This window comes from Bradyrhizobium sp. WBOS08, from assembly GCF_024585125.1.
In the GTDB taxonomy this organism is placed as follows: domain Bacteria; phylum Pseudomonadota; class Alphaproteobacteria; order Rhizobiales; family Xanthobacteraceae; genus Bradyrhizobium; species Bradyrhizobium japonicum_B.
In genome coordinates, this window is sequence record NZ_CP028988.1 from 3,419,967 (window position 1) to 3,442,286 (window position 22,320).

The 22,320-nt window shown below is 63.2% G+C and carries 20 protein-coding genes; 14 read left to right on the forward strand and 6 right to left on the reverse strand.

What is annotated here, in order from left to right:
- Positions 1-81 precede the first annotated feature (81 nt).
- Positions 82-462, reverse strand: a complete 381-nt coding sequence (locus DCM80_RS16285; protein ID WP_257192629.1) for a DUF5413 family protein — start codon at positions 460-462, stop codon at positions 82-84.
- A gap of 280 nt (positions 463-742) precedes the next feature.
- Here DCM80_RS16285 and DCM80_RS16290 point away from each other — a divergent pair, with 280 nt between their 5' ends.
- Entirely contained in the window at positions 743-1,279 is a 537-nt protein-coding gene (locus DCM80_RS16290) for a hypothetical protein (RefSeq protein ID WP_257192630.1), read from the forward strand.
- Between the two features lie 273 nt (positions 1,280-1,552).
- Positions 1,553-1,873 carry a hypothetical protein gene (locus DCM80_RS16295; RefSeq protein ID WP_257192631.1) on the forward strand — a complete coding sequence of 107 codons (321 nt, stop codon included), beginning with the start codon at positions 1,553-1,555 and terminating at the stop codon, positions 1,871-1,873.
- A gap of 110 nt (positions 1,874-1,983) precedes the next feature.
- Here the strand turns inward: DCM80_RS16295 and DCM80_RS16300 are convergent, their stop codons facing one another.
- Positions 1,984-2,418 carry a helix-turn-helix domain-containing protein gene (locus DCM80_RS16300; RefSeq protein WP_257192632.1) on the reverse strand — a complete coding sequence of 145 codons (435 nt, stop codon included), beginning with the start codon at positions 2,416-2,418 and terminating at the stop codon, positions 1,984-1,986.
- A gap of 84 nt (positions 2,419-2,502) precedes the next feature.
- On the opposite strand from DCM80_RS16300, the gene DCM80_RS16305 reads away from it, so the two are divergent.
- On the forward strand, positions 2,503-3,237 hold the full coding sequence (locus DCM80_RS16305) for an SDR family NAD(P)-dependent oxidoreductase (protein WP_257192633.1): 735 nt from the start codon (positions 2,503-2,505) through the stop codon (positions 3,235-3,237).
- A gap of 241 nt (positions 3,238-3,478) precedes the next feature.
- A complete protein-coding gene (locus tag DCM80_RS16310) occupies positions 3,479-6,682 on the forward strand; it encodes an ABC transporter substrate-binding protein (RefSeq protein WP_257192634.1) in 3,204 nt (1,067 codons plus the stop codon).
- An 87-nt stretch (positions 6,683-6,769) separates the two neighbouring features.
- On the opposite strand, the gene DCM80_RS16315 is transcribed toward DCM80_RS16310, so the two are convergent.
- Positions 6,770-7,654 carry an amidohydrolase family protein gene (locus DCM80_RS16315; protein ID WP_257192635.1) on the reverse strand — a complete coding sequence of 295 codons (885 nt, stop codon included), beginning with the start codon at positions 7,652-7,654 and terminating at the stop codon, positions 6,770-6,772.
- Positions 7,655-7,965: 311 nt separating this feature from the next.
- On the opposite strand from DCM80_RS16315, the gene ykgO reads away from it, so the two are divergent.
- The 3 genes from ykgO to DCM80_RS16330 all read left to right on the forward strand — a co-directional run bounded on the left by ykgO (position 7,966) and on the right by DCM80_RS16330 (position 9,251).
- The gene (gene ykgO / locus DCM80_RS16320) at positions 7,966-8,091 is read left to right on the forward strand and encodes a type B 50S ribosomal protein L36 (RefSeq protein WP_006611362.1); all 126 of its coding nucleotides are present in this window, start codon (positions 7,966-7,968) and stop codon (positions 8,089-8,091) included.
- A 132-nt stretch (positions 8,092-8,223) separates the two neighbouring features.
- Entirely contained in the window at positions 8,224-8,865 is a 642-nt protein-coding gene (locus tag DCM80_RS16325; RefSeq protein ID WP_257192636.1) for a tetratricopeptide repeat protein, read from the forward strand.
- 125 nt (positions 8,866-8,990) lie between these two features.
- Positions 8,991-9,251, forward strand: a complete 261-nt coding sequence (locus DCM80_RS16330; RefSeq protein ID WP_257192637.1) for a hypothetical protein — start codon at positions 8,991-8,993, stop codon at positions 9,249-9,251.
- A 7-nt stretch (positions 9,252-9,258) separates the two neighbouring features.
- Here DCM80_RS16330 and DCM80_RS16335 read toward each other — a convergent pair whose 3' ends face one another.
- Complete coding sequence (locus DCM80_RS16335) at positions 9,259-9,441, reverse strand: hypothetical protein (protein WP_028134306.1); 183 nt, start codon at positions 9,439-9,441, stop codon at positions 9,259-9,261.
- A gap of 330 nt (positions 9,442-9,771) precedes the next feature.
- On the opposite strand from DCM80_RS16335, the gene DCM80_RS16340 reads away from it, so the two are divergent.
- Positions 9,772-10,728 (forward strand): alpha/beta fold hydrolase, encoded by a 957-nt coding sequence (locus tag DCM80_RS16340; RefSeq protein ID WP_257192638.1) that lies wholly within the window; start codon positions 9,772-9,774, stop codon positions 10,726-10,728.
- A 1,026-nt stretch (positions 10,729-11,754) separates the two neighbouring features.
- Here DCM80_RS16340 and cycA read toward each other — a convergent pair.
- The gene (cycA, locus tag DCM80_RS16345) at positions 11,755-12,150 is read right to left on the reverse strand and encodes a cytochrome c-550 CycA (RefSeq protein ID WP_257192639.1); all 396 of its coding nucleotides are present in this window, start codon (positions 12,148-12,150) and stop codon (positions 11,755-11,757) included.
- Positions 12,151-12,378: 228 nt separating this feature from the next.
- Between cycA and DCM80_RS16350 the strand changes: the two genes are divergently transcribed.
- From DCM80_RS16350 to DCM80_RS16370, 5 genes are all read left to right on the forward strand, one after another.
- Entirely contained in the window at positions 12,379-13,872 is a 1,494-nt protein-coding gene (locus DCM80_RS16350) for an FAD-linked oxidase C-terminal domain-containing protein (RefSeq protein ID WP_257176437.1), read from the forward strand.
- A 59-nt stretch (positions 13,873-13,931) separates the two neighbouring features.
- Positions 13,932-15,170: an FAD-binding protein gene (locus tag DCM80_RS16355; protein WP_257192640.1), complete on the forward strand. Its 1,239-nt coding sequence runs from the start codon at positions 13,932-13,934 to the stop codon at positions 15,168-15,170.
- Complete coding sequence (gene glcF / locus DCM80_RS16360) at positions 15,167-16,489, forward strand: glycolate oxidase subunit GlcF (RefSeq protein WP_257192641.1); 1,323 nt, start codon at positions 15,167-15,169, stop codon at positions 16,487-16,489. The genes DCM80_RS16355 and glcF overlap by 4 nt, the downstream gene beginning before the upstream one ends.
- Positions 16,444-16,956, forward strand: a complete 513-nt coding sequence (locus tag DCM80_RS16365; protein ID WP_257192642.1) for a hypothetical protein — start codon at positions 16,444-16,446, stop codon at positions 16,954-16,956. Before glcF ends, DCM80_RS16365 begins: the two co-directional genes overlap by 46 nt.
- Before the next feature lie 384 nt (positions 16,957-17,340).
- On the forward strand, positions 17,341-18,336 hold the full coding sequence (locus tag DCM80_RS16370; protein ID WP_257192643.1) for a TorF family putative porin: 996 nt from the start codon (positions 17,341-17,343) through the stop codon (positions 18,334-18,336).
- 153 nt (positions 18,337-18,489) lie between these two features.
- On the opposite strand, the gene DCM80_RS16375 is transcribed toward DCM80_RS16370, so the two are convergent.
- Positions 18,490-20,247: an ABC transporter ATP-binding protein/permease gene (locus DCM80_RS16375; protein ID WP_257192644.1), complete on the reverse strand. Its 1,758-nt coding sequence runs from the start codon at positions 20,245-20,247 to the stop codon at positions 18,490-18,492.
- A gap of 311 nt (positions 20,248-20,558) precedes the next feature.
- On the opposite strand from DCM80_RS16375, the gene DCM80_RS16380 reads away from it, so the two are divergent.
- The gene (locus tag DCM80_RS16380) at positions 20,559-22,223 is read left to right on the forward strand and encodes an L-lactate permease (protein ID WP_257192645.1); all 1,665 of its coding nucleotides are present in this window, start codon (positions 20,559-20,561) and stop codon (positions 22,221-22,223) included.
- The last annotated feature ends 97 nt before the right edge of the window (positions 22,224-22,320 follow it).

Sequence of the window (22,320 nt, forward strand, 5' to 3'; positions counted from 1 at the left end):
AGCAAAGCGGAAGTCTGCCACTGCAAGAGCGAACTGCGGCTTGTGACCCGAAGCGGACATCGTGAACACTGCCGATAACGTTCATGCAGTATTCTTTGACCATTCTGAGAGCCAGGAGCACGCCACGGCCGCGACTGCTCCAATAAGACCCATTCTGTAATCAAAAGGGAGCGGGTGCTCTGCGAAATAGTTGTTTAGAGCCAAGAGGTACGTTGCGAGGTATCCAATCACACCCGTTGCAAACCACCGTCCAACAGACATGACTCCGCTGCGTTCAAGCGCTAGATCGGCCACCGCCGCAATAAGAGCGGGGCCCAAGCCGAATATGAACGCAAAGGGCAAAAACAAGAGGAACCCAACACCAAAGATCACACTCATGCCCTTCAATCCATCAGACATGATCAACATGACGACGTATCCCAAGATAGGACCGACTATCAAAAAAATGGAAAAGCGCTTCATACGTGAGTCCGTACTGCAACAGGCGTTCGCAGTCTATGTCATGACGAAATCCCGCAGCGGGCTTTCCACTTCGATGGATAGGGGACAATGAACATTGACAATCAAACATGACGAGATCGACGTTCTTCCTCGAAGCTAAGGCGCATCTGCTCATGGCGCCATAGCCGACCAGATTTGCTCAACCTGAGTTCTTCGTGTTTTGACCCAAGGCGGACATCATCTGTTCAACTTCTCAGAATTGGATTAGGTTATCACTGCAACCTGTCGGTGTGGAGTGTAGATGAAATCTGTCAAGCGAAGTCTGGCTCTTGTCACTGCGATGTTGAGCGCAAGCATTGGCAGTCTGCCGCATTCTGCGGCGACGGAGAACAACACGCCTGTTGCGTATTTTTCAGAGGAGACGCCAGACAATCTCTCGGAGGCGCTGAACAATTTACCTCCCGATGGTAAGGATGTTGTCGTTGCGAAAGTTCGCTTGCAGGTACCCCCAATATGGATGGGCGGCCGTCACTGCGAGGGTTGTACCAACGATATATGGTTCACCCGTCTGAAGATCACTGAGGTTCTCAGAGGCAAAGCTGAAACCGGGCAGATGCTCGACGTTCTCCTAGGCCAGCGTAGCGAACACCGAAGGTACATCGCCCTTCCTTGTACGCCCCATCAACGCAGTCTTGAGTACACCGTGACCATCTATTCAGCGGACGATGGCAAACATCGGCTCGCTTCATTCCCGATCAGCAAATCTCGATATGATGGATTCTCCGCTGAGTGCCTTGCATATGAACGCGAGCGATCAAAGTCAGGATTTCGCGATTAGCGCGTGGGTCCGCTTCTGGCCCGGTGGCGAAGGCCCGTGTGGCTCAGATATGGTCTGCTGATCGGGGTAGACCGGAAGTGGCACGGCGCCAGGCAAACCGGCGCTGTTGACCCATAGCGGATTTGAGAGTGCGCGCTAATTGCGACCGTTCCAATGGCCCGTTCACGGATTGAACCACCCACGACGAGCGAGATCGACGCAGAACATTTACTTTGTGAGTACCAATTGCTGTGCACTGATCCAGGTCAACGAGCGCAATCGAAAGAAGTGACGATGTGGTACATCATTTGGTGCAACGCATTTGCATTTGCGTTTGCTGCTTTTGTTTTTCCACTTCTGGGTCGCAATCATCCAGTCTTGACCTGGGGCCTCGCGATCGGCGCTAATATCCCAGCGGTCTTCTTTCTCGCTTATCTTGATTTTTGGACCGCCAATTGGGCCAAGGCGCTTATTGCCGGTCTTCTCGTATTTTTCGGCTTTGGTGGCCTTGGCATTGGGGCGTTGGTAGGGCTCGCCATAGCGAGCTTCTTCGGGGACAGCATCGCACGGAGGTTTCATTCGATCCTACAAAAGATCGAGGAAGCTCGTGGATAATGCAGCAAGTTGCCCCTTTTCTGATATTGGCCCAAGCCGGACTCACGGCCAGTCCCGCCACTTCGCTGCAATCAGGGGCGGAGCAGACCTCGGACGAAGAGCAGCGCAAGCTAGGCACGCGGCGAACGTTCTCGCCGCGTCCAGGTCGCCCGCTCGGCGAACACCCGGCTGACTTCCGCCATGTGCTCCGTGCCCCATGAGCAGAGCGGCACGAGGGCCTGGGCGAGGCTGTGCCCCAGAGGCGTGAGGCTGTAGTCCACCCGCGGCGGCACCTCCTTGTAGTCGGTGCGCTTCACCAGGCCGTCGGCCTCCAATTCCTTGAGCTGCTGGATCAGCACCTTGTCGCTGACGTCGCGTATGGCGCGGCGGAGCTCGCCATAGCGGGTCGGGCCGTCCTGGGCGACGAAGTACAGGATCAGCGGCTTCCACTTGCCCGCGATGACCCGCAGGGTGGCATCCAGCCCGCAGGTGAATCCGGGCAGATTCGGCGTGCAACGCTGAACGGTTGAAGGCGTCTGGGTCGGCGGAAAGGTCGGGTCTGACATTTTTGGGTACTTACCTAAAGGTGCATACTTGTCGATAGGTGGGTACGCCGCCAGCTCAGTGCAACCTCAGTGAAGGAGCACATCATGAGCAGACTACAAGGCAAGACGGCAGTGGTGACCGGCGGTGGCACCGGCATCGGGTTTGGCGCGGCGAAGCGGTTCATCGACGAAGGCGCCTTCGTCTACATTTTCGCGCGGCGGCAGGAGCAGCTCGACGCCGCCGTGACGAAGCTCGGATCCCAGGCGCGCGCCGTCAGGGGTTCGGTGACCGATCTGTCCGATCTGGACCGGCTCTACGAGACAGTCAGGAAGGAACGAGGTACGCTCGACGTTCTCTTCGCCAATGCGGGGACCGGGCTGTTCGCCCCGCTCGGCGAGATCACGGTCGAGCACTACGATCATATCTTCGACGTCAACGTGAAAGGGCTGGTGTTCACCGTGCAGAAGGCTCTGCCGCTGATGACGAAGGGCGCCTCGATCATCCTGACCGGCTCGAGCACGGGCGTGATGGGGACGCCGCAGTTCAGCATCTACAGCGCGACCAAGGCCGCGATCCGCAATCTGGCGCGCAGTTGGGCGCAGGACCTGCGCGGCACCGGCATCCGCGTCAACGTGTTGTCGCCGGGGCCGACCAAGACCGAGCTGGCGCTCGAGATCGTCGGCGAGGAAGCATTCGACGCGCTCGGCAGCAGCACGCCGATCGGGCGGGTCGGCGATCCCTCCGAGACGGGCGCGGTGGCCGCGTTCCTGGCGTCGTCGGACAGCAGCTTCATGACCGGCGGCGAGGTCTTCGTGGACGGAGGCCTGGCGCAGGTGTGAGGTTTTGAGGGCTTCGATCGGGGATCGAGGCCCTCAATGCCCTGATTCAGAATGGTCGGCTTTCATCTTGCCTCATGGGGCGACCGGTGCCAGCGTCTTCCCGTCGATGAACTGCCGGAGTCCCTTGACCCAGATCAAACATCCGACGGTGCCGAAAATTAGCGTTTCGAGGCGCCGCCATGCCTGACTGAAACCCTCCCGGACACCGATGCCCTTTCCTGAGTGCCCGAAGCTCTTGCGAATGCGAAAGCGGGTCCCAGGCCCGCTCGCCGGCGCACTGTTCCGGATCCTCGCACTTGTGCCGTTCTGGATTGCGCCTGCGCAAGTTCACGCCCTCGAAAAGGTGTCTTTGCAGCTCAAATGGCTGCACCAGTTCCAGTTCGCCGGCTATTACGTTGCTCTCGAGAAGGGCTTCTATCGGGATGCCGGGCTTGAAGTCGAGATCAGACCAGGCGGCCCCGGCATCGATGCGACGATTGACGTCGGCTCGGGCAAGGCCGATTTCGGCGTATGCATGACCGGCGTCCTGCTGCCCCAACCCGGCCTCGCAAAGCTGACGGTGCTGGGCGTGATCTTTCAGCACTCCGCCGCGAACATTCTCGTGCCCAGCCGCGCCCGCATCAACGCCCCTTCGGAACTCACCGGCCGCCGCCTGATGGACGCGTCGGGCAGCGAGGATCTCGCCGCCATGCTCAAGCAGCAAGGCGTGGAGTACGCCGCGCTGCCGCGCGTCGAGCACACCGGCAACCCGCTCGACCTGGTGGCCGGCAAGGCGGATGCGATGGTGTCATATGTGACCAACGAGCCGTTCGTGCTCGAGCAGAACGGCATTCCCTACCGCTCGTTCACGCCGAGAACGTTCGGCTTCGACTTCTATGGCGACAATCTTTGCACCACTGAAGAGCTGTCGCGCCGCAAGCCGGAGATGGTGCGAGCGTTTCTCGCCGCGAGCCTGAAGGGCTGGGAGCAGGCCCTCGCCGAGAAGCAGGAGACGGTCGAGTTGATCCTGCGCAACTATCCGGTGATCAAGTCGCGCGAGGCTCTGATGTTCGAGGCCGTGCGGACCGAGGCGCTGATCCAGCCGGGATTGATCAAGCTCGGCAGCCAGACGGCCGAGCGCTGGAGGGCCATCGCAAAGATCTACCAGGATCTCGGCCTGCTTCCAAAAGGCAGGTTGCCGGCTCCGCCATTTCACGAGCCTCTATCCGACAGGCTGGATCGCTGGATGACTCTCGCCGCAATCGGCGCGATTCCGGTGTTGACCATCGCCGGGGCGCTTGTCGTGTATCGCCGGTTTGCCCGGTCGAAGTCCAGGCAATTGCGCTTGAGTCTCGTGATGGCCGGCTTGTTCGTCTGCCTCAGCATCCCGATTCTCATCTTTATTCTGGGCTTCAACCACCAGAAGAACAGCGAGGCGATCGTCTCGCTGCTGAAGGAGCAGACCGAGAAATCCCGCTTCGCCACGATCGAGAGCATCGAGAACCTGATGCGCGGCGTCAACGGCATGCTCGGGCTGCTCTCCGAAGCAGTGGCGGCGCAGCCTTCCTTCTTCCGAACGGAGGACAGTCGGGATGCGCTCTACCGTGTTCTCACCTCGTCGAGCCAGATTGATGCCGCTTACGTCAGCTTCGAGGACGGCTATCATCGCGTCGTGACGCGCGTCGACGCGGATCGCAAACGGTCGGACAAGCAGATACCGGCAGACGCCAACTGGCATTCGAGCTTCGTCGACCCGTTCTCCCTGGGAAGTGACCGGAAGCGACACCGTACGTTCTACGATATATGGCCGCACGCGATCGCGGCCTATGATGCACCATCCTCGCTCGACGTGCGGACTCTCCCGGGCTACGGCGCTGCGCGCGAGTCCAGAGCGCTCTACGTCACGGCGCCCTCCATCAACCCGGATACCGGTTATCCCATCATCTCGGCACGCTACCCGATCTACCGCGGAGACGGCCAATTCCTCGGCTGCGCGTCCGTCAACATCACTTTCGACGTCCTCTCGCGGTACCTCGCCAAGCAGCGGCCAAGCATCAACAGCATGACGATCATCGCCGATCCCAATGACGGCAAGGTCGTTGCCTCGTCGGAGCGCGAGAAGGTGATCAGCCTTGCGACCGGCTCGCTGCAGATCGCGACGCTGGCGAATATCGATGATCCCGACGTCCGTGAGGCCTACCGCCTGCACATCGAAACCAACCGGGACGACTTCGTGTTCAACTCCCGCAGGGACGGCCGCGAGATCAGCGCCTCGTTCGCCCGGTTTCCCGAAAGCTTCGGCAGCCCCTGGCAGTCGGTCATCCTGACGCCGACGGACGATTTCGTCGGGCAGTTGCGCGAGACGAACCAGAAGATCGTCCTCACGATCGTCGTTCTGACAGCGGTCGAGCTGATGCTCATTTTCCTGCTGGCGCGGCGGTTGACCCGTCCGCTGGAGAAGGTCACGCGCGAGTTGGAGGCGATCGAGGATCTCTCCTTCGAGAAGCGGAGTGCAACCTCCTCGAGGATCAAGGAGATCGCCCAGTTGCAGAGCGCGGCAACGCTGCTGCGGAGCTCACTGCAATCCTTCTCGTCCTTCGTTCCGGTCGAGGTGGTGAAGGGATTGGTCAAATCCGGCGTCCCCCTGGAACTCGGCGTAGAGCGCCGTTGCCTGACGATATTCTTCTCCGACATAGAGAACTTCTCGAGCCTCGCCGAGCAGAAGGACTCCGACGTCTTGCTGCAGCAGATGTCCGGCTATTTCGACGCCGTGTCCCGCGCGATCGGCGAAGAAGAGGGTACCGTGGACAAGTTCATCGGCGACGGAGTGATGGCATTCTGGGGCGCGCCTGCCGTGATGGCCGAGCCGGCCTTGAAAGCATGCCGTGGCGCGCTCCGCTCCCTGCGCCGGATCGAAGGGCTCAACGCAGGCTGGGTCGCGCAGGGGCTCCCGCCCTTTCGTGTGCGAATCGGCTTGAATACCGGCGAGGTGTTGGTGGGGAATGTCGGGTCGGCCGAACGTTTCAGCTATACGGCAATGGGTGATGGCGTGAATGTCGCTTCACGGCTGGAAGGGCTCAACAAGCAGTTCGGGACGAACATCTGCGTGAGCGAAAGCGTCGTCCGCGCGGCGGGTGAGGCCATCCTGGTGCGGCCGCTTCGCCGAGTGACCGTCAAGGGACGCGAGCAGCGCTTCATGATCTACGAATTGCTCGGCATCGCCGGAGCCGACGATCCCGAACTGAGCCCGCCGATGGACGCTGCCGAGCGGATCCAATTGACGTCGAAGGCGTCCGCCCTGTTTGAGGCTGGCAAGTTCGGCGACGCCATGACCGCCTATCAAGTGCTGCTCAAGCGATGTCCCGACGACCCAGTGGCCAAGGCGATGCTTTCGGCGCCCGAATTGCTTGCCGAAGCGCCCTTAGGACTGCCGGAGATTCAGCACGGCATGAACGATGCGGGATGATTGGTTGGCGACCGTCAAGTCGATGCTTTGCGCATGAGGGCTGCGGTGACCCGCGGCCCTCGCTGCGTTGCGGTGATCGAGGAGCGACTAGATCCCCAGCAGCTTCCTTGCGTTGGCCTTCAGCACCTTCGGCCGGATCTCGTCGCGGATGTCGATCTTGGCGAAATCCGACAGCCAGCGGTCGGGCGTGATCACGGGCCAGTCCGAGCCGAACAGCATCTTGTCCTGCAGGATCGAGTTGATGTAGCGCACCAGGATCGGCGGAAAGTATTTCGGCGACCAGCCGGAGAGGTCGATATAGACGTTGGGCTTGTGGGTCGCGACCGACAGCGCCTCTTCCTGCCAGGGGAAGGAGGGGTGCGCGAGGATGATCTTGAGGTCGGGGAAATCGGCCGCGACGTCGTCCATGTACATCGGGTTGGAATATTTCAGCCGCATCCCCATGCCGCCGGGCATGCCCGAGCCGACGCCGGTCTGGCCGGTGTGAAACAGCGCGATGGCGCCGCCATTGTTGATCTCTTCGTAGAGCGGATAGGCCATGCGGTCGTTGGCGTAGAAGCCCTGCATGGTCGGATGGAATTTGAAGCCGCGCACGCCGTATTCCTCGATCAGCTTGCGCGCCTCGCGCGCCCCGAGCTTGCCCTTGTGCGGGTCGATCGAGACGAAGGGGATGAGGACGTCGAGATGATCGGAGGCGACCTCCAGCATCTCGTAATTGTTGTAGCGGCGGAAGCCGGTCTCGCGCTCGGCATCGACGGGGAAGATCACCGCGGCGATGTTCTTGGAGCGGTAATAGGCCGCGGTCTCCGGCACCGTCGGCGGATGCTTGTTCGGCGACTTGAAATACTCCGCCATCTGCGCCTGGAAGTCGTCATAGCCGTCGTCGGGATGGCAGCCGCAGGGCTCCTCGGCGTGGGTATGGATGTCGATGGCGACGACCTTCTCGATATCAGGCAGCTTCAGCTTCGGCATGGGTGTCCTCCCGACGGGTTGCCGAATTGATTATATGATATAACGAATTTGGCAAGGCATCGTGGAAAGGTCCTGATTGGCCTGGTGATAAATCCGGCCGATCCGGCCGCTTTGACCGTGCATGGGGTTGTTTTCGAGAATTTGCCAGGCCGGAAGGCGGCAGTGAACATTGACATCACCTGCCGCCATGCCTTAAGAACCGCCCCGTCCCGGGCGGTCGTCCGCCAGCGGGAAAAATCTCATTTTGCCACATTCGCGCGTGCCGCAACGGTAGTGCCGAACACGGCCTTTCGAACGTTCAGGATTCCGCCATGAAGGTCCGTAACTCGCTGAAATCGCTGCGCGGTCGCCATCGCGCCAACCGCCTGGTCCGCCGCAAGGGCCGGGTCTATGTGATCAACAAGGTGCAGCGCCGCTTCAAGGCGCGCCAGGGTTGATCTGCCAAGGCTGATCTCAAGGCTGATATCAGTCCGGCCGGACGCTCTCGCGTTCCCGCAACACCACTGCTCACACGAGTTTGACGCCGCCTTTGCTTTGCAAGGGCGGCTTTGCGCGTTTAGACTTTCACCATGGCAGTGAGATTCCCGCATTCGCGCACTTTGTGTCTGGCTCTTGTGCTGGGAACCGTCGGGCTCGCTCCGGCGCTGGCGCAGCAGATCGAGCCGCCGAGTCCGCCCGGCAAGCAGAAGAAGCTGCCGGAGGCGCCGGCCAAGCTGCCCAAGGTCGACCGCACCAAGAATCTCGATTTCCTGTTCGGCGCGCTGAAGGCGGCGCCCGACGAGGTCAGCGCCAAGCATGTCGAAGCGCGGATCTGGGCGATCTGGCTCCAGACCCCCAGCGACACCGCGGCGCTGTTGATGGCGCGCGCCAAGACCGCGGTCGACGCCAAGAAGATCGAGGTCGCGATCAAGCTGCTGGACTCGGTCATCAAGCTGAGGCCCGACTACATCGAGGCCTGGAACCGGCGCGCCACGCTGTATTACATGCAGAACGATTATGGCCGCTCGCTTGCGGACATCCAGCAGGTGCTGATCCGGGAGCCGCGCCATTTCGGCGCGCTCGCAGGCCTCGGCATGATCATGCAGGAGGTTGGTGACGAGAAGCGCGCGCTCGACGCCTACCGCAAGGCACTCGCCGTCAATCCGCACCTCGAGAAGATCCCCGACCAGGTCAAGTCGCTGACCGAGAAGGTCGAAGGACGCGATATCTAGCCTCAAAATCGATCAACTCTTGAGGGAGCGTGGCGTCTTCGGGTTAACCACGATCCCAAGCGCGGCATCGTGCGGACTATTGCTCGCGCCGCCGCAGGCATACCTGCATGGCAGGAGCGAAAGCCATGAAGCGTTTGATCTTTGCAGGGTGCTTGCTGCTCGCATCGGGGACGGCGAGTCTGGCCGACGGATTGTTCTGGGTGGTCGGCAACCGCGCCACCGGAAAATGCAATATCGTGACCAGCAATCCGATCATCATCGGCGATATCTGGTTCGGCGACGGTCCCTACAAGTCGAGGGCCGATGCCAAGCTTGCCCGTTCGACGATCCGCGTCTGTCCCGCGCTCACGCCGGACGAGGAAAAGGACGAGGACGGCACGAACTAGCCTGCCTTCAATGCAGGACGCTGCCGCCGCGCTCGACCAGGCCGCGATCGGCCGCTGCCGCGTAGGCCCTTGCCAGCTCCGCTTCGAGATGCTCGTTGATCAGCAGCAGCGCCCGCACGGCGCCGCGCAGGTCGCCGTTGCAGCTGGCGACGATTTCGTCGATCGCAGTGTCGTTTGATCTGAAGCTCATCGAAAATCCTCCGGTTCAAACCAGGACAATTTCTGCCGGTCTTTCCCACATCCCCTGGGGCCTGCGAGGAGGATCGGCGCCCACCCGCGCCTAGATGGCGGAACCGACCATGGCGATTATATGGACGCCGCGATGACGGCTGCATGAAGCCGTTCCGGGCTTGCGTATGCCCGTGGAATATTGTTGATTCCATTGAGTTTTTACGTTCTGCAATTGTGCACATATCCACAGCCCCGGCATTTCGGTGGAACACGGAAAGCCGAAGGCAGCGAAACTGCCGCCCTCCAGACCCGTAACTGCCCTGTGCCCAGGATCACCCGGATTCTCCCCATGATCGTGATGTCAGTCGTGACGGCGCTGGTTGTGCTGGCGCTGGTCACGCAGGCCGGGATCGTCGCCGTGCAGCGCGCCTTTCCGCCGCAGGGCGAGATGGTGGACGTCGACGGCGCGACGCTTCACGTCGTCGACATCGGCAAGCGCGGTGCCGGCTTGCCGATCGTGATGCTGCACGGTGCGAGCTCCAATCTCGAAGCGATGCGGCGCCCGCTCGGCGACATCGTTGCCAGGGACCATCGCGTCATTCTGGTCGATCGCCCCGGCCATGGCTGGAGCACGCGTGCGCGGCGGCAGGATTCCACGCCGCAGATCCAGGCGCGGATGATCGACGAGGCGCTTGCAAAGCTCGGGATCGAGCGTGCGGTCTTCGTGGTGCATTCCTGGAGCGGCGCGCTCGGCGCGCGGCTTGCGCTCGATCATCCCGGCCGCGTTGCGGGCCTCGTCATGCTCGCGCCCGTCACCCATCCCTGGCGCGGCGGCGTCGGCCGTTACAACGAGATCATCGCGACGCCGGTGATCGGTCCGCTGCTCGCCTACACCATCACCCTGCCGCTCGGTTACTTTCTCGCCGAACCCGGCGCGCGCAGCGTATTCCTGCCGCAAATGATGCCCGATGGATTCGTGCGGGATTCCGCGACGCCGCTCTTGCTGCGCCCGCGCGAATTCATCGCCAACGCCTATGATCTGGTGACGCTGAAGGAGGCGGTTGCGGCGCAAGTCGCACGCTATGGCGAGATCGAGGCGCCGGTGACGGTCATCGCTGGCGAGCCCGACAAGACGGTGAAAACCAACATCCACGCCCGCCCGTTCGCGGCCACGGTGCCGAATGCGAAGCTGATCGTGCTGCCCGATCTCGGCCACATGGTGCAGAACGCCGTGCCCGACCGCGTGAAGGCGGAGATCGAGGCAATGATCGGGAGGATCGTCCCGGCACAGGCCGCAGCCGATTAGAATTTTTCGCGCTCTCGTAGGGTGGGCAAAGGCGCACTTGCGCCGTGCCCACGATCTGCGTGTGGTTGGCGAGAATTCGTGGGCACGTCGCGCAAGAGCGCGCCTTTGCCCAACCTACGGCACCTGGTGTGTCGCCCTCTGTCAATCCACCGGCACGAAAATATTCCACTTTACCGAAATTCGGTTTTGGCGTATGTGTCGTCCATCCCGGCTCATCCAGGAGGGGCGATCTCGAGGTCGTCTTGATCGCGAGCCGGGCTTGCGGTGGACGCGGCAGCGTCGGCATGAGAGGTGCGGGCAGGGCGGGTAGTCCCTGTGAGCCCGTGGCCGCGTGCGGACGAACGGCGCTGTTCAGTTCGTCGCGCCAACATTCGACGGCTACGTGCACGATGCCGTCGACCCTGTGGCGCTCACGAATGTGCGTACGGCAAAACCGTGTGGTCCTGGCCGTCGTTGCTACGGTCAAGCTTCCGCGAAGGTGCGAGCGAGCCCAACCGGGCAGGCTGCATCATCCAATTCGCGGGGCGAGGGAGGCCAGAAGGAAAGTTCGGCTCCCGGGAGAGCACGGCATAAGCCGTCCGACCATCGCGCAGGGAAGGCCGAGTGATCGGCACCACCTGTATGCTGCTGTGCGGTTCTTCCTGCGTGTGCATTTTCGCGCAGCGGACCGCGGGTGCGTAGTCAGCACCCGGCCTTCCCTGCGCCCTCCTGGATTTGAGGGCGGAGACGCAAGCAAAGCTCGGGCGAATTGCGCCGCGAGGTCGAAGAGGCGTGTCTGTGAGTCGAGCTGCGTGTCACAACCTCGATCTCGTAGGGTGGGCAAAGCGCAGCGTGCCCACGCGTCTATCTCCGCATTTGAAAGGTCGTGGGCACGGCGCCAGTGCGCCTTTGCCCACCCTACGACACCGCAGCCGGATGTGCACTGGAGTATCGCAATGCCATGCAGAAAACGTGTCGAAACAACAAGCGGCAGCTCCGGTCCTGATGCGATCGGAACCGGAGCTGCAGCGGCCGCATCAGGCGTTCTTACTGCTTGACCTTCCCGTCCTTGTCGTATTGGGCAATGAACGCCCAGAGATTGTTGATCTCGGTCTCGTTCTTGATGCCGGCGAACGCCATCTTGGTGCCGGGGATCTTGGCCTTGGGGTCCTTGATGTATTCCTTGAACACGGCCTCGTCCCAGGTGATGCCGGAATTCTTGTTCGCATCCGAGTAATTATAGCCCTCGACCGTGCCCGACTTGCGGCCGTTGAGGCCGTTGAGCTCGGGGCCGACCTTGTTCTTGGCGCCTTCGCCGATCGCGTGGCAGGCCAGGCATTTGTTGAACGATGTCTTGCCGGCTGCGACATCCTGCGCCATCGCGGCGGGTGCGGCGGCAATCATTGTGAGGATCGTCAGTGCGCCAAAGGTCAGTTTTGTCATAAGTGTGCTCTTCGTCTCTTCCCGGGTCAGATGGAGGGCCTTGTTTTGGCAGGTCCGATGCAATTGGACAAGCCGCGAAACCTTGACAGGTTTCCTGCTAGCAGGCTTGTCCCAGAGAGAACTTGCGCTGCAACAAAGCAATGCGACCTTCGGAGGACCTACCCAAAGCGGGCAAGACATGATTGATTTGCTGCGACTTTTTCATCTGGCGGACGAGAGCTTCTGAAAATGGCCATCATGATGCCCGCAAGCGACCAGGCCGTGCTCGCACGCCGCGCCGAGATCGTTGCTGCGCTGCGCGCCATCGTGCCCGGCGAGGGCGTGATCGATACGCCTGCCGAAATGCGCGCCTACGAGTCCGACGGGCTCACGGCCTATCGGCAGCCGCCGATGGTCGTTGTCCTGCCCGACACGACCGAGCAGGTCTCGCTCATCCTGAAATATTGTGCAGGGCAAGGCATCAAGGTGGTGCCGCGCGGCTCCGGCACGTCGCTGTCCGGCGGCGCGCTGCCGCTCGAGGACGGCGTGCTGCTCGGCCTCGGCAAGTTCAAGCGCATCCGCGAGATCGATTTCGACAATCGCGTCGTCGTCACCGAGCCTGGGGTCACCAATCTCGCCATCAGCCAGGCGGTGGCGCATGCCGGCTTCTACTACGCGCCCGACCCGTCCTCGCAGATCGCCTGCTCGATCGGCGGCAATGTCGCGGAAAATTCCGGCGGCGTGCACTGCCTGAAATACGGCATGACCACCAACAACGTGCTCGGCTGCGAGATCGTGCTGATGAGCGGGGAGATCCTGCGCATCGGCGGCAAGGGGTGCGAGAACCCGGGCTACGACCTGATGGGCGTCATCACCGGCTCCGAAGGCCTGCTCGGCGTCATCACGGAGATCACGGTGCGCATCCTGCAGAAGCCGGAGACGGCGCGCGCGCTGATGGTCGGCTTTGCCGAAGTCGAGGCCGCCGGCGAATGCGTGGCGCGCATCATCGGCGCCGGCATCATCCCCGGCGGCATGGAGATGATGGACAAGCCGGCGATCCACGCCGCGGAAGCCTTCGTCCATGCCGGCTATCCGCTCGACGTCGAGGCGCTGCTGATCATCGAGCTCGACGGTCCCAAGATCGAGGTCGACGAGCTGATCGTTCGTGTCGAAAGCATCGCACGAGGCTGCGGCTCGGTGACGCTGCAGATCTCCAATTCGGAGGCCGAGCGCAATCTGTTCTGGGCCGGCCGTAAGGCCGCATTCCCGGCGGTGGGGCGCATCTCGCCCGATTATCTCTGCATGGACGGCACCATTCCGCGCGGCGCGCTGCCGAAGGCACTGGCGCGCATCCGCGAGCTCGGCGAAAAATACCAGCTCGGCTGCGCCAACGTGTTCCACGCCGGCGACGGCAATCTACACCCGCTGATCCTCTACGATGCCAACAAGCCCGGCGAGATCGAGCGCGCCGAAGCCTTCGGTGCCGACATCCTGCGCGCCTGCGTCGAATTCGGCGGCGTGCTCACGGGCGAGCACGGCGTCGGCATCGAGAAGCGGGACCTGATGCCTGACATGTTCAGCGAGATCGACCTGAACCAGCAGCAGCGGCTGAAATGCGCGTTCGATTCCCAGGGCCTGCTCAATCCCGGAAAAGTGTTCCCGACCCTGCACCGCTGTGCCGAGCTCGGCCGCATGCATGTGCATGCCGGCAAGCTGGCGTTCCCCGACATCCCGCGGTTCTAGCGCGATCGTGGCAAGCGTCGAATTGCTTTTCGTTGTAAACTTGGATACCGCCTTTTCCCGTGGATACGCTCAAGGTCAGAGACGCCAAAGACGTCGAAGAAGTCGTGCGCGCGGCGATCGCGAACGAGCAGCCGCTCGAGATCGTCGGGCATGGCGGTAAGCGCAGCATCGGCCATGCCATGGCGACCAATGCGGTGCTCGACGTCTCCGCGCTCAACGCCGTCAGCTCCTACGAGCCCAACGAGCTCATCATCACGCTGCAGGCCGGCGCGCCGCTGGCCGACGTGCTGGCGCTGATCGACGCCAAGAACCAGCAATTCGCCTTCGAGCCGATGGATACGGCGCCGCTGCTCGGTACGCCCCCAGGCGGCACCATCGGCGGCATGATCGCGGCCGGGCTCGCCGGTCCGCGCCGGATCAGGGCGGGTGGGGCGCGTGATCACCTGCTCGGGGCGCACGCCGTCTCCGGCTTCGGCGACAGCTTCAAGACCGGCGGCAAGGTGGTGAAGAACGTCACCGGCTACGACCTCTGCAAGCTGCTGGCGGGATCCTGGGGCACGCTGTCGGTCATGACCGAGGTCACGCTGAAGGTGATGCCGAAACCCGAGGCGGAGCGGACACTGTTGTTCCGCGGCCTCGACGATGCCACGGCCAACAAGGCCATGACCGCGGCGCTCGGCTCGCCCTTCGACGTCTCCGCCGCCGCGCATCTGCCGTCTCAGACGTTCCGCGCCAAGGCCGACGGGCTTGGCGATCTCGCCGGCGATGGCGAGGCGCTGACCCTGCTGCGGCTCGAGGGCATCACGGCCTCCGCCGCCCACCGCGCCGGTTCGCTGGGCGAATTGCTGGCGCCGTTTGGAACCGCGACGCTGATCGAGGATGCCGCTTCGGCGGCGCTGTGGACCGCGATCCGCGACGTGCTGCCGTTCGCGGCTAGCGGCGCGCTCGGCGCCTGGCCGGTGTGGCGGATCGTCTGCCCGCCCGCCTCGGGTGCTGCGCTCGGCACGCAATTGGCGCGCGAGACCGGCGGCGAGGTGATCTACGATTGGGGCGGCGGCCTGATCTGGGCGGCGCTGCCGCCGAAGGACGACGCACACGGCCCGGCGGTGCGCGCGCGTGCCAACGCCCTCGGCGGGCACGCCACGCTGATCCGGGCGACCGAGGAGGTCAGGCGCAATGTCGACGTGTTCCATCCGCAGGCATCCGGCATCGCCGCCCTGAGCGAGCGGGTCCGCGCCAGCTTCGATCCGAAGACCATCCTGAACCGGGGACGGCTCACGCGGAGCGCTGCCGAATGAAGACCGAATTCTCCCTGTCGCAGCTCGCCGACCCCGACATCGCCGAAGCCGACAAGATCCTGCGCGCCTGCGTCCATTGCGGCTTCTGCACGGCAACTTGCCCGACCTATGTGCTGCTCGGTGACGAGCTCGATAGTCCGCGCGGCCGCATCTATCTGATCAAGGAGATGCTGGAGAAGGACCAGGCGCCGACCGCGGAGGTGGTCAAGCACGTCGACCGCTGCCTGTCGTGTCTGGCCTGTATGACGACCTGCCCCTCGGGGGTGAACTACATGCACCTCGTCGACCAGGCCCGGGTCAGGATCGAGCAGCGCTATCAGCGACCCCTGACTGAGCGGCTGCTGCGCCGGGTGCTGGCCTTCGTCCTGCCGGACCCGCAGCGATTTCGCATCAGCATGGTGCTGGCCCGGCTGGCCCGTCCGCTGGCCGTGTTCCTGCCGACTCCGCGCCCCTCGGCCACGCCCGGCCTGGTCCAGCGCCTCAAGGCGATGCTGGCGCTGGCCCCGCACCGGCTGCCGTCGCCGGGGCCTCTGCCGGGCAGCGTGTTCGCCGCGCTCGGCAAGAAGCGCGGCCGGGTCGCGCTGCTGCAGGGCTGTGCCCAGCAGGTTCTGGCGCCGCGCATCAACCAGGCCGCCATCAGCCTGCTCACCCGTCACGGCATCGAGGTCGTCCTGGTCAAGGACGAGCAGTGCTGCGGGGCGCTGACCCATCATCTCGGCGACGACCGCGACGCCTTGGCCCGCGCTCGCGCCAATGTCACGGCCTGGCAGAAGGAAGCGGCAGGCGAGGGGCTCGACGCGATCCTGGTGACCACGTCCGGCTGCGGCACCGTGATCAAGGACTACGGCTATCTGCTGCGGGAAGACAAAACGTTCGCGGCCGATGCGGCAAAGGTGTCTGCGCTCGCCAAGGACATCACCGAATATGTTGCCGGCCTCGGACTCGAACCGACCGCGCGCCAGGACAACATCGTCGTCGCCTATCACTCAGCATGTTCGCTGCAGCACGGGCAGAAAATCACGGCCCTTCCGAAAGAATTGCTTTCCAAGAATGGATTCGTGGTGAAAGATGTCCCGGAGAGCCATTTGTGTTGCGGTTCGGCGGGGACTTACAACATTCTCCAACCCGAGCTTGCGGGCCGGTTGCGCGATCGCAAGGTCGCCAACATCGCGAGCATCAAGCCGGACATGATTGCCGCGGGCAATATCGGCTGCATGGTGCAGATTGCCAGTGGCACGTCAGTTCCGGTCGTACACACGATTGAGCTTCTCGATTGGGCGACGGGCGGGTCGCGGCCGGCACTGAACGCGTCAGTTTGAGCTTTCAGAGCCTGAACTTTCCTCCCGAGGTGACGACTGAAGACGCCCGATCACCATTGTTCGGCGGCAACAGGAGGACCACGATGGCGAAAGCGAAGAAGAAGAAAAGCAAGAAGGCCAAAAAGGCCAAGAAGGTTGTAGCGGCGAAGAAGAGCGCCAGGAAGGCAACCAAGAAGTCCGCGAAGAAGTCGGCCAAGAAGTCTGCCAAGAAATCTGTCAAGAAATCGAAGAAGGCCGCTCCCAGGAAGGCCGGGAAGAAGGCTGCGAAGACGTCGGCCAAGAAGGCTGTGAAGAAGGCGGCCCCGAAGAAAGCCGCGAAGAAAGCGGCACCGAAGAAGGCGAAGGCAGCTCCCGCGCCGAAGCCGTCAGCACCGCCGGCCGCTCCGGCTCCCGAGCCGGCAGCGGAGACGAGTTGGGCGATGCCTTCGTCTTCTGCGGAAGCGGCCCCGGCCGAGGAGCAACGCTAAAGCACAATCCGGACAAGTGCTGCCAATGAAGGCCGCTGCGGTGACGCTGCGGCCTTTTTGCATCGCGACCAGCATCTCCGGCAAGGCGTTCCCCTTTGGGGCGGCTGATTCGTAGCCGGATTGCCACGCGAGCGGTCGTCCCCGTACTTGCACGGGCCGCTCTGTGCCCATTGGAATGCAAGTAATGTGATCAAGAAGACACACAGGCCGACAACCTTTCGTGGAATCGTCAAAACGCCCAAAAAGGCGGCAGATGCCCGTGATTTTTGCTTCACGGGCCCCATCCCACCATCCAGATTGTCGCAGTAACGTGATTTTGCACACAGGTCGTTCGCCGGGGGGCTTCCGGGATCCGACTGCGTAGAACTGGCGATGGGGATCGAAATGAAGAAAGTGGCTTTGTTAGCAACGGCGCTGGCAATCGTGACGACGGGATCGGCTTTCGCGGCGGACATGCACGTGAAGGCGCTGAGGGCCCCGCCGCCGCCGGCCTTCGATCCGTGGGATATCGCCTTCGGCGGCGCGATCATGAGCAACTACGTCTTCCGCGGTATCACGCAGTCGAACAACAAGCCGTCGGTCGCCGCGTATTTCGAGCCGCGCTACAACGTCACCAAGGACCTCCAGCTCTATATCGGCGTGGCCGGTGAGAGCATCTCCTTCCCGAACCGCGCCGCGGCCGAAATCGACATCTACGGCGGTATCCGCCCGACCTTCGGCGCCTTCGCCTTCGACATCGGTGTCTGGGGCTACCTCTATCCCGGCGGGACCTGCTACTACGGTGGCACCGGCGTTGATAATATCGGAGTCTTCCACGGCGCCGAGTGCGCCGCGAACGCCTTGCCGAATGGCAACGTGATGAAGAGGGACGTCAGCTTCTTCGAAGTCTACGGCAAGATGCTCTACACGGTGAACGACAATTGGGCGTTCGGCATCAACGAGTACTACTCGCCGAACTTCCTCAACACCGGCGCCTGGGGCAACTACACCTCGATCACGGGCAAGTGGACGGCGCCGAGCGCGACCTTCGGTGCGAGCGGTGTCGGCATGTATGTGTCGGGCGAATTCGGCCGTCAGTGGTTCGGCACCTCCGACAGCTTCTACGGCGTCCCGGCCTTCCCGAACGGCATCAAGTACGCCGACTACAACACCTGGAACATCGGTGTCGGCTTCACGTACAAGGTGATGACGCTGGACCTGCGTTACTCCGACACCGACTTGAGCAAGGGTGACTGTAACGCCTTCACCAGCGACTTCACCGCTGGCGGCACGACCAACGTGACCCCGATCAATCCGACCGGCGTCGGCTCCAAGTGGTGCGGCGCGACCGGCATTGCCAAGCTCTCGTTCGACCTGACGGCGATGACCAACCTGAAGTAAGTTTCTTCCCGGAACGACTTAGCGAGGGCGGCAGGGCAACCTGCCGCCCTTTTGCTTTGAGGGCCTGAGACAACGCGAGGGGGGCCGGAGGTTGCCGGGGGGCCGCTCGCAACGACGGACGCCGGAGCGAGCTGCTCCCTTTCCGGCCGGCCCTCAGCGCGCCGTGGTCGGCTCCGGCGCCGCCTCGCCGCGCGTCCCGAGCACGTGGATATTGCCATCCGGCACCAGCGCCACCTTGCGGGTATGGAAGGCGTCCAGCGTCGAGCGGTGGCCGATCGAGACGATGGTGGCCTGCGGCAGCTTCTCCGTCAGCAGCCGGTAGAGCCGGTCCTCGGACGGCTCGTCCAGCGAGGCGGTCGCCTCGTCGAGGAAGAGATAATCGGGCACGTGCAGCACCGCGCGGGCAAGGCCGAGGCGCTGCTGTTCACCCAGCGACAATGTCCGATTCCAGTGCGCGTCCTCGTCGAGCCGGTCCGCCAGGCGCGGCATGCCGACCGCAACCAGCGCGTCGCGGATCTTCTCGGGCGGGATCGAGCCGTGCCCGGCTGGATAGATAACGGCGTCGCCGAGCGGGCCGATCGGGAAATACGGTCGCTGCGGCAGCATCATCAGCTTCGCCTTCTCAGGGATCGCGATCGTGCCGGTGCCGAACGGCCAGATGCCGGCCATGGCCCGGAACAATGTCGATTTGCCGGAGCCCGACGCGCCGGTCACCAGCACCCGCTCCGATGGCTGGATCGTGAAGGCGTTGGCCGCGACCAGAGGCGCGCCGTTCGGCAGTTTGACGAGCAATTGCTCGAGCGTGATGGCCTCGGCCCTCGAAGGCACGACGTCGATAGCCGGTTCGAGCGTCGCGCCGCGGGCGGCGGCGCTGACCGACATCTCGAAGCCGTCGAGGCGGGCGATCACGGCACGCCACTCGGCGAGCGAGCGATAGGCCGTGACGAAGAACGACAGCGCGTCCTGCACGCTCCCGAACGCCGAGCCGGTCTGCATCATGTCGCCGAGCTGGATGCGCTTGGCGAAATAGGCAGGCGCCACCACTACATAGGGAAACAGCGTCGCGGCCTGGCCATAGCTGGCCGTGAACGCGGTCAGCCGCTTGGTCCGGCTCATGATCTCGTACCAATTGCCGATGACGAAGCCGAAGCGTTGCAGCAGCCGCCCGCGCTCGGCGTTCTCGCCCTTCAACAGGGCGATCTGCTCTGAATTCTCGCGCACGCGGATCAGGTTGAAGCGAAAATCGGCCTCGAAGCGCTGCTGCTCGAAATTCAGGTTGATGAGCGGGGCGCCGATCCAATGCGTCAGCGCGGTGCCCGCGATCGCGTAGGCCACCGCGCACCAGACCAGAAAACCGGGGACGACGATGTCGGTGCCGTAAATGTACAAGGGCGCCTTGTAGGACAGGCCCCAGAGGATGACGATGAACGAGGCCAGCGTCACGATGGAGGACAACAGGCCGAGGCCGATGCTCAGCGTCTGTTCGACGAAGGTCTTGACGTCCTCGGTGATGCGCTGGTCCGGGTTGTCGGCGGCGTCGCCCTTGAGCTGCATGCGGTAATGCGTGGCGCCGTCGAGCCATTCCCCGAGATAATGTCGCGTCAGCCATTGCCGCCAGCGGATCTGCAGCCATTGGTTCAGGTAGAGCTTGTAGACGGCCAGCGCGACGAAGGTGAAGGCAAGGCCCAGGAAGATCCAGACCTCCTTGACGAACTCGGGCAGATCGTAGGCCTGCAGCGCGCTGTAGAACCGGTTCTGCCATTGATTGAGCAGCACGTTGATCGCGACCAGCACCAGCTCCATCGCGACGATGACGGCGAGCAGGCCGCGGCCGGCCCATTTGTCCTCCGACCGGAAATAGGGAGCGGCGATTCGCCAGACGATCGCGAGCGTGGCGCTGATGTTGTTCACAGAGCGGGGTCTCCTCGGGGAATGTGGACAAATGGCCGGAGCCAAGGACTTGAAACCATGGCGGAAAGCGGCGCGCCTAGACTAAAGTCGCAGGTTCTGCAATTTGCGTTGTCTTGTCGCACCCCGCAACCCTAGCATGGCCTTCGACGGCGCGGGCCAGCGGCGCTCGGGGATTTCGCGACCTTGTGAGCGGACGGGAACCGCTGCATTCGCGAGGCATTCGCCCCCAGCGCGGGTGTATCGCTTCGAACATCAAGCAGGATCGGCTCTCCACGCGGGCCGCCTGCCGCAACATGCGTGGGGAGAAGACCATGTGGAATCAAATCTATGATCCATTGCACAGCCCGGTCCTGTCGACGATTGCGGCGGCAGTGCCCGTCGTCACGCTGCTGGTGCTGATCGCGAGCGGCCGCGTCCAGGCCCATATCGCGGCCATCATCGCCGTGATCGTGACCAACCTGATCACGATCTTCGTTTTCACCATGCCGGCGAACATGTCGATCCGCGCCTCGGTGCTGGGCATCGTCACCGGGTTTTTCCCGATCGGCTGGATCGTCCTCAACGTCATCTTCCTCTACCAGGTGACGGTGAGCACCGGCCGGTTCGAATTGCTCAAGCGCGCGGTCGGCGGCGTCACCGAGGACCGGCGGCTGCAATTGCTGCTGATCGCGTTCTCGTTCGGGGCGTTCTTCGAGGGCGCCTCGGGCTTCGGCACGCCGGTCGCGATCACCGGCGCCGTGCTGATCGGGCTCGGCTTCTCGCCGCTCGCGGCCTCCGGCCTGTCGCTGATCGCCAACACCGCGCCGGTCGCCTATGGCGCGCTGGGCACGCCGATCCAGGGCCTTGCCTCGGTCACCGGGCTCGATCCCTACATCCTCGGCGCGATGGTCGGACGGCAATTGCCGTTCTTCTCGCTGCTCGTGCCGTTCTGGGTGGTGTGGGCGTTCGCGGGCTGGAAGGGCATGAAGGATGTCTGGCCGGCGATCCTCGTCACCGGCGTGTCGTTCGCAATCCCGCAATTCGTGATCTCGAACTACATCAATCCCTGGATCGTCGACATCGGCGCATCGCTGATCTCGATGGGGGCGCTGATCCTGTTCCTGAAGGTCTGGCGGCCGAGGGAGCTCTGGCTGTCGCCGGCGCTGCGCGGCCGCGACGAATCGGCGGCGACCATGGCGGCCGCAAAGCCGATCGACAGGACGCCGCTGACGCAGAGTGAGCTGTTCAGCGCGCTGTTGCCGTGGGCCATCGTCTGCATCGTGATGCTGATTTGGGGCAACGGCGCCTTCAAGGGCTGGGCGAATTCGATTTTCGTCTGGAACTATCCCGTCCCCGAGCTGCATCAGATGATCAACAAGATGCCGCCGGTCGCGCCGGGGCCGACCAAAGAGAGCGCGGTGTTCGCCTTCACCTATCTCTCCTTCACCGGCACGGGCATGCTGATCGCGGCGATCATCTCCGGCGTCCTGATGGGGGTCGGTCCCGGCCGGCTCCTGACCGAATACGGCCGGACCATCCGGCTCTGCGCGATCTCGCTGGTGACGATCTCGGCGATGCTCGCGATCGGCACGCTGACGCGCCTGTCGGGCGTCGACGCGACGCTCGGTCTCGCCTTCGCGGCCACCGGCGTGCTCTATCCCTTCTTCGGCACGCTGCTCGGCTGGCTCGGCGTGGCGCTGACGGGATCGGATACGTCGTCCAATATCCTGTTCGGAAACCTGCAGAAGATCACCTCCGAGCAGCTCGGCCTGTCGCCGATCCTGATGAGCGCGGCGAACTCGTCCGGCGGCGTGATGGGCAAGATGATCGACGCCCAGTCGATCGTGGTCGCCTCCACCGCGACCAATTGGTACGGGCATGAGGGCACCATCCTGCGCTTCGTGTTCTGGCACTCGATCGTGCTGGCGTGCCTCGTCGGCGTGCTCGTGACGTTGCAGGCCTATGTCTGGCCGTTCACGGAGATGGTCCTGAAGTAGCGGGCCACCTCCGGCTTTCGACGCAGATCCCCGCGAGGTTCGCCCTCGCGGGGATTTTGCAGCTTGATTGAGCGAACCTTCTCAATGGCGCCGCCGT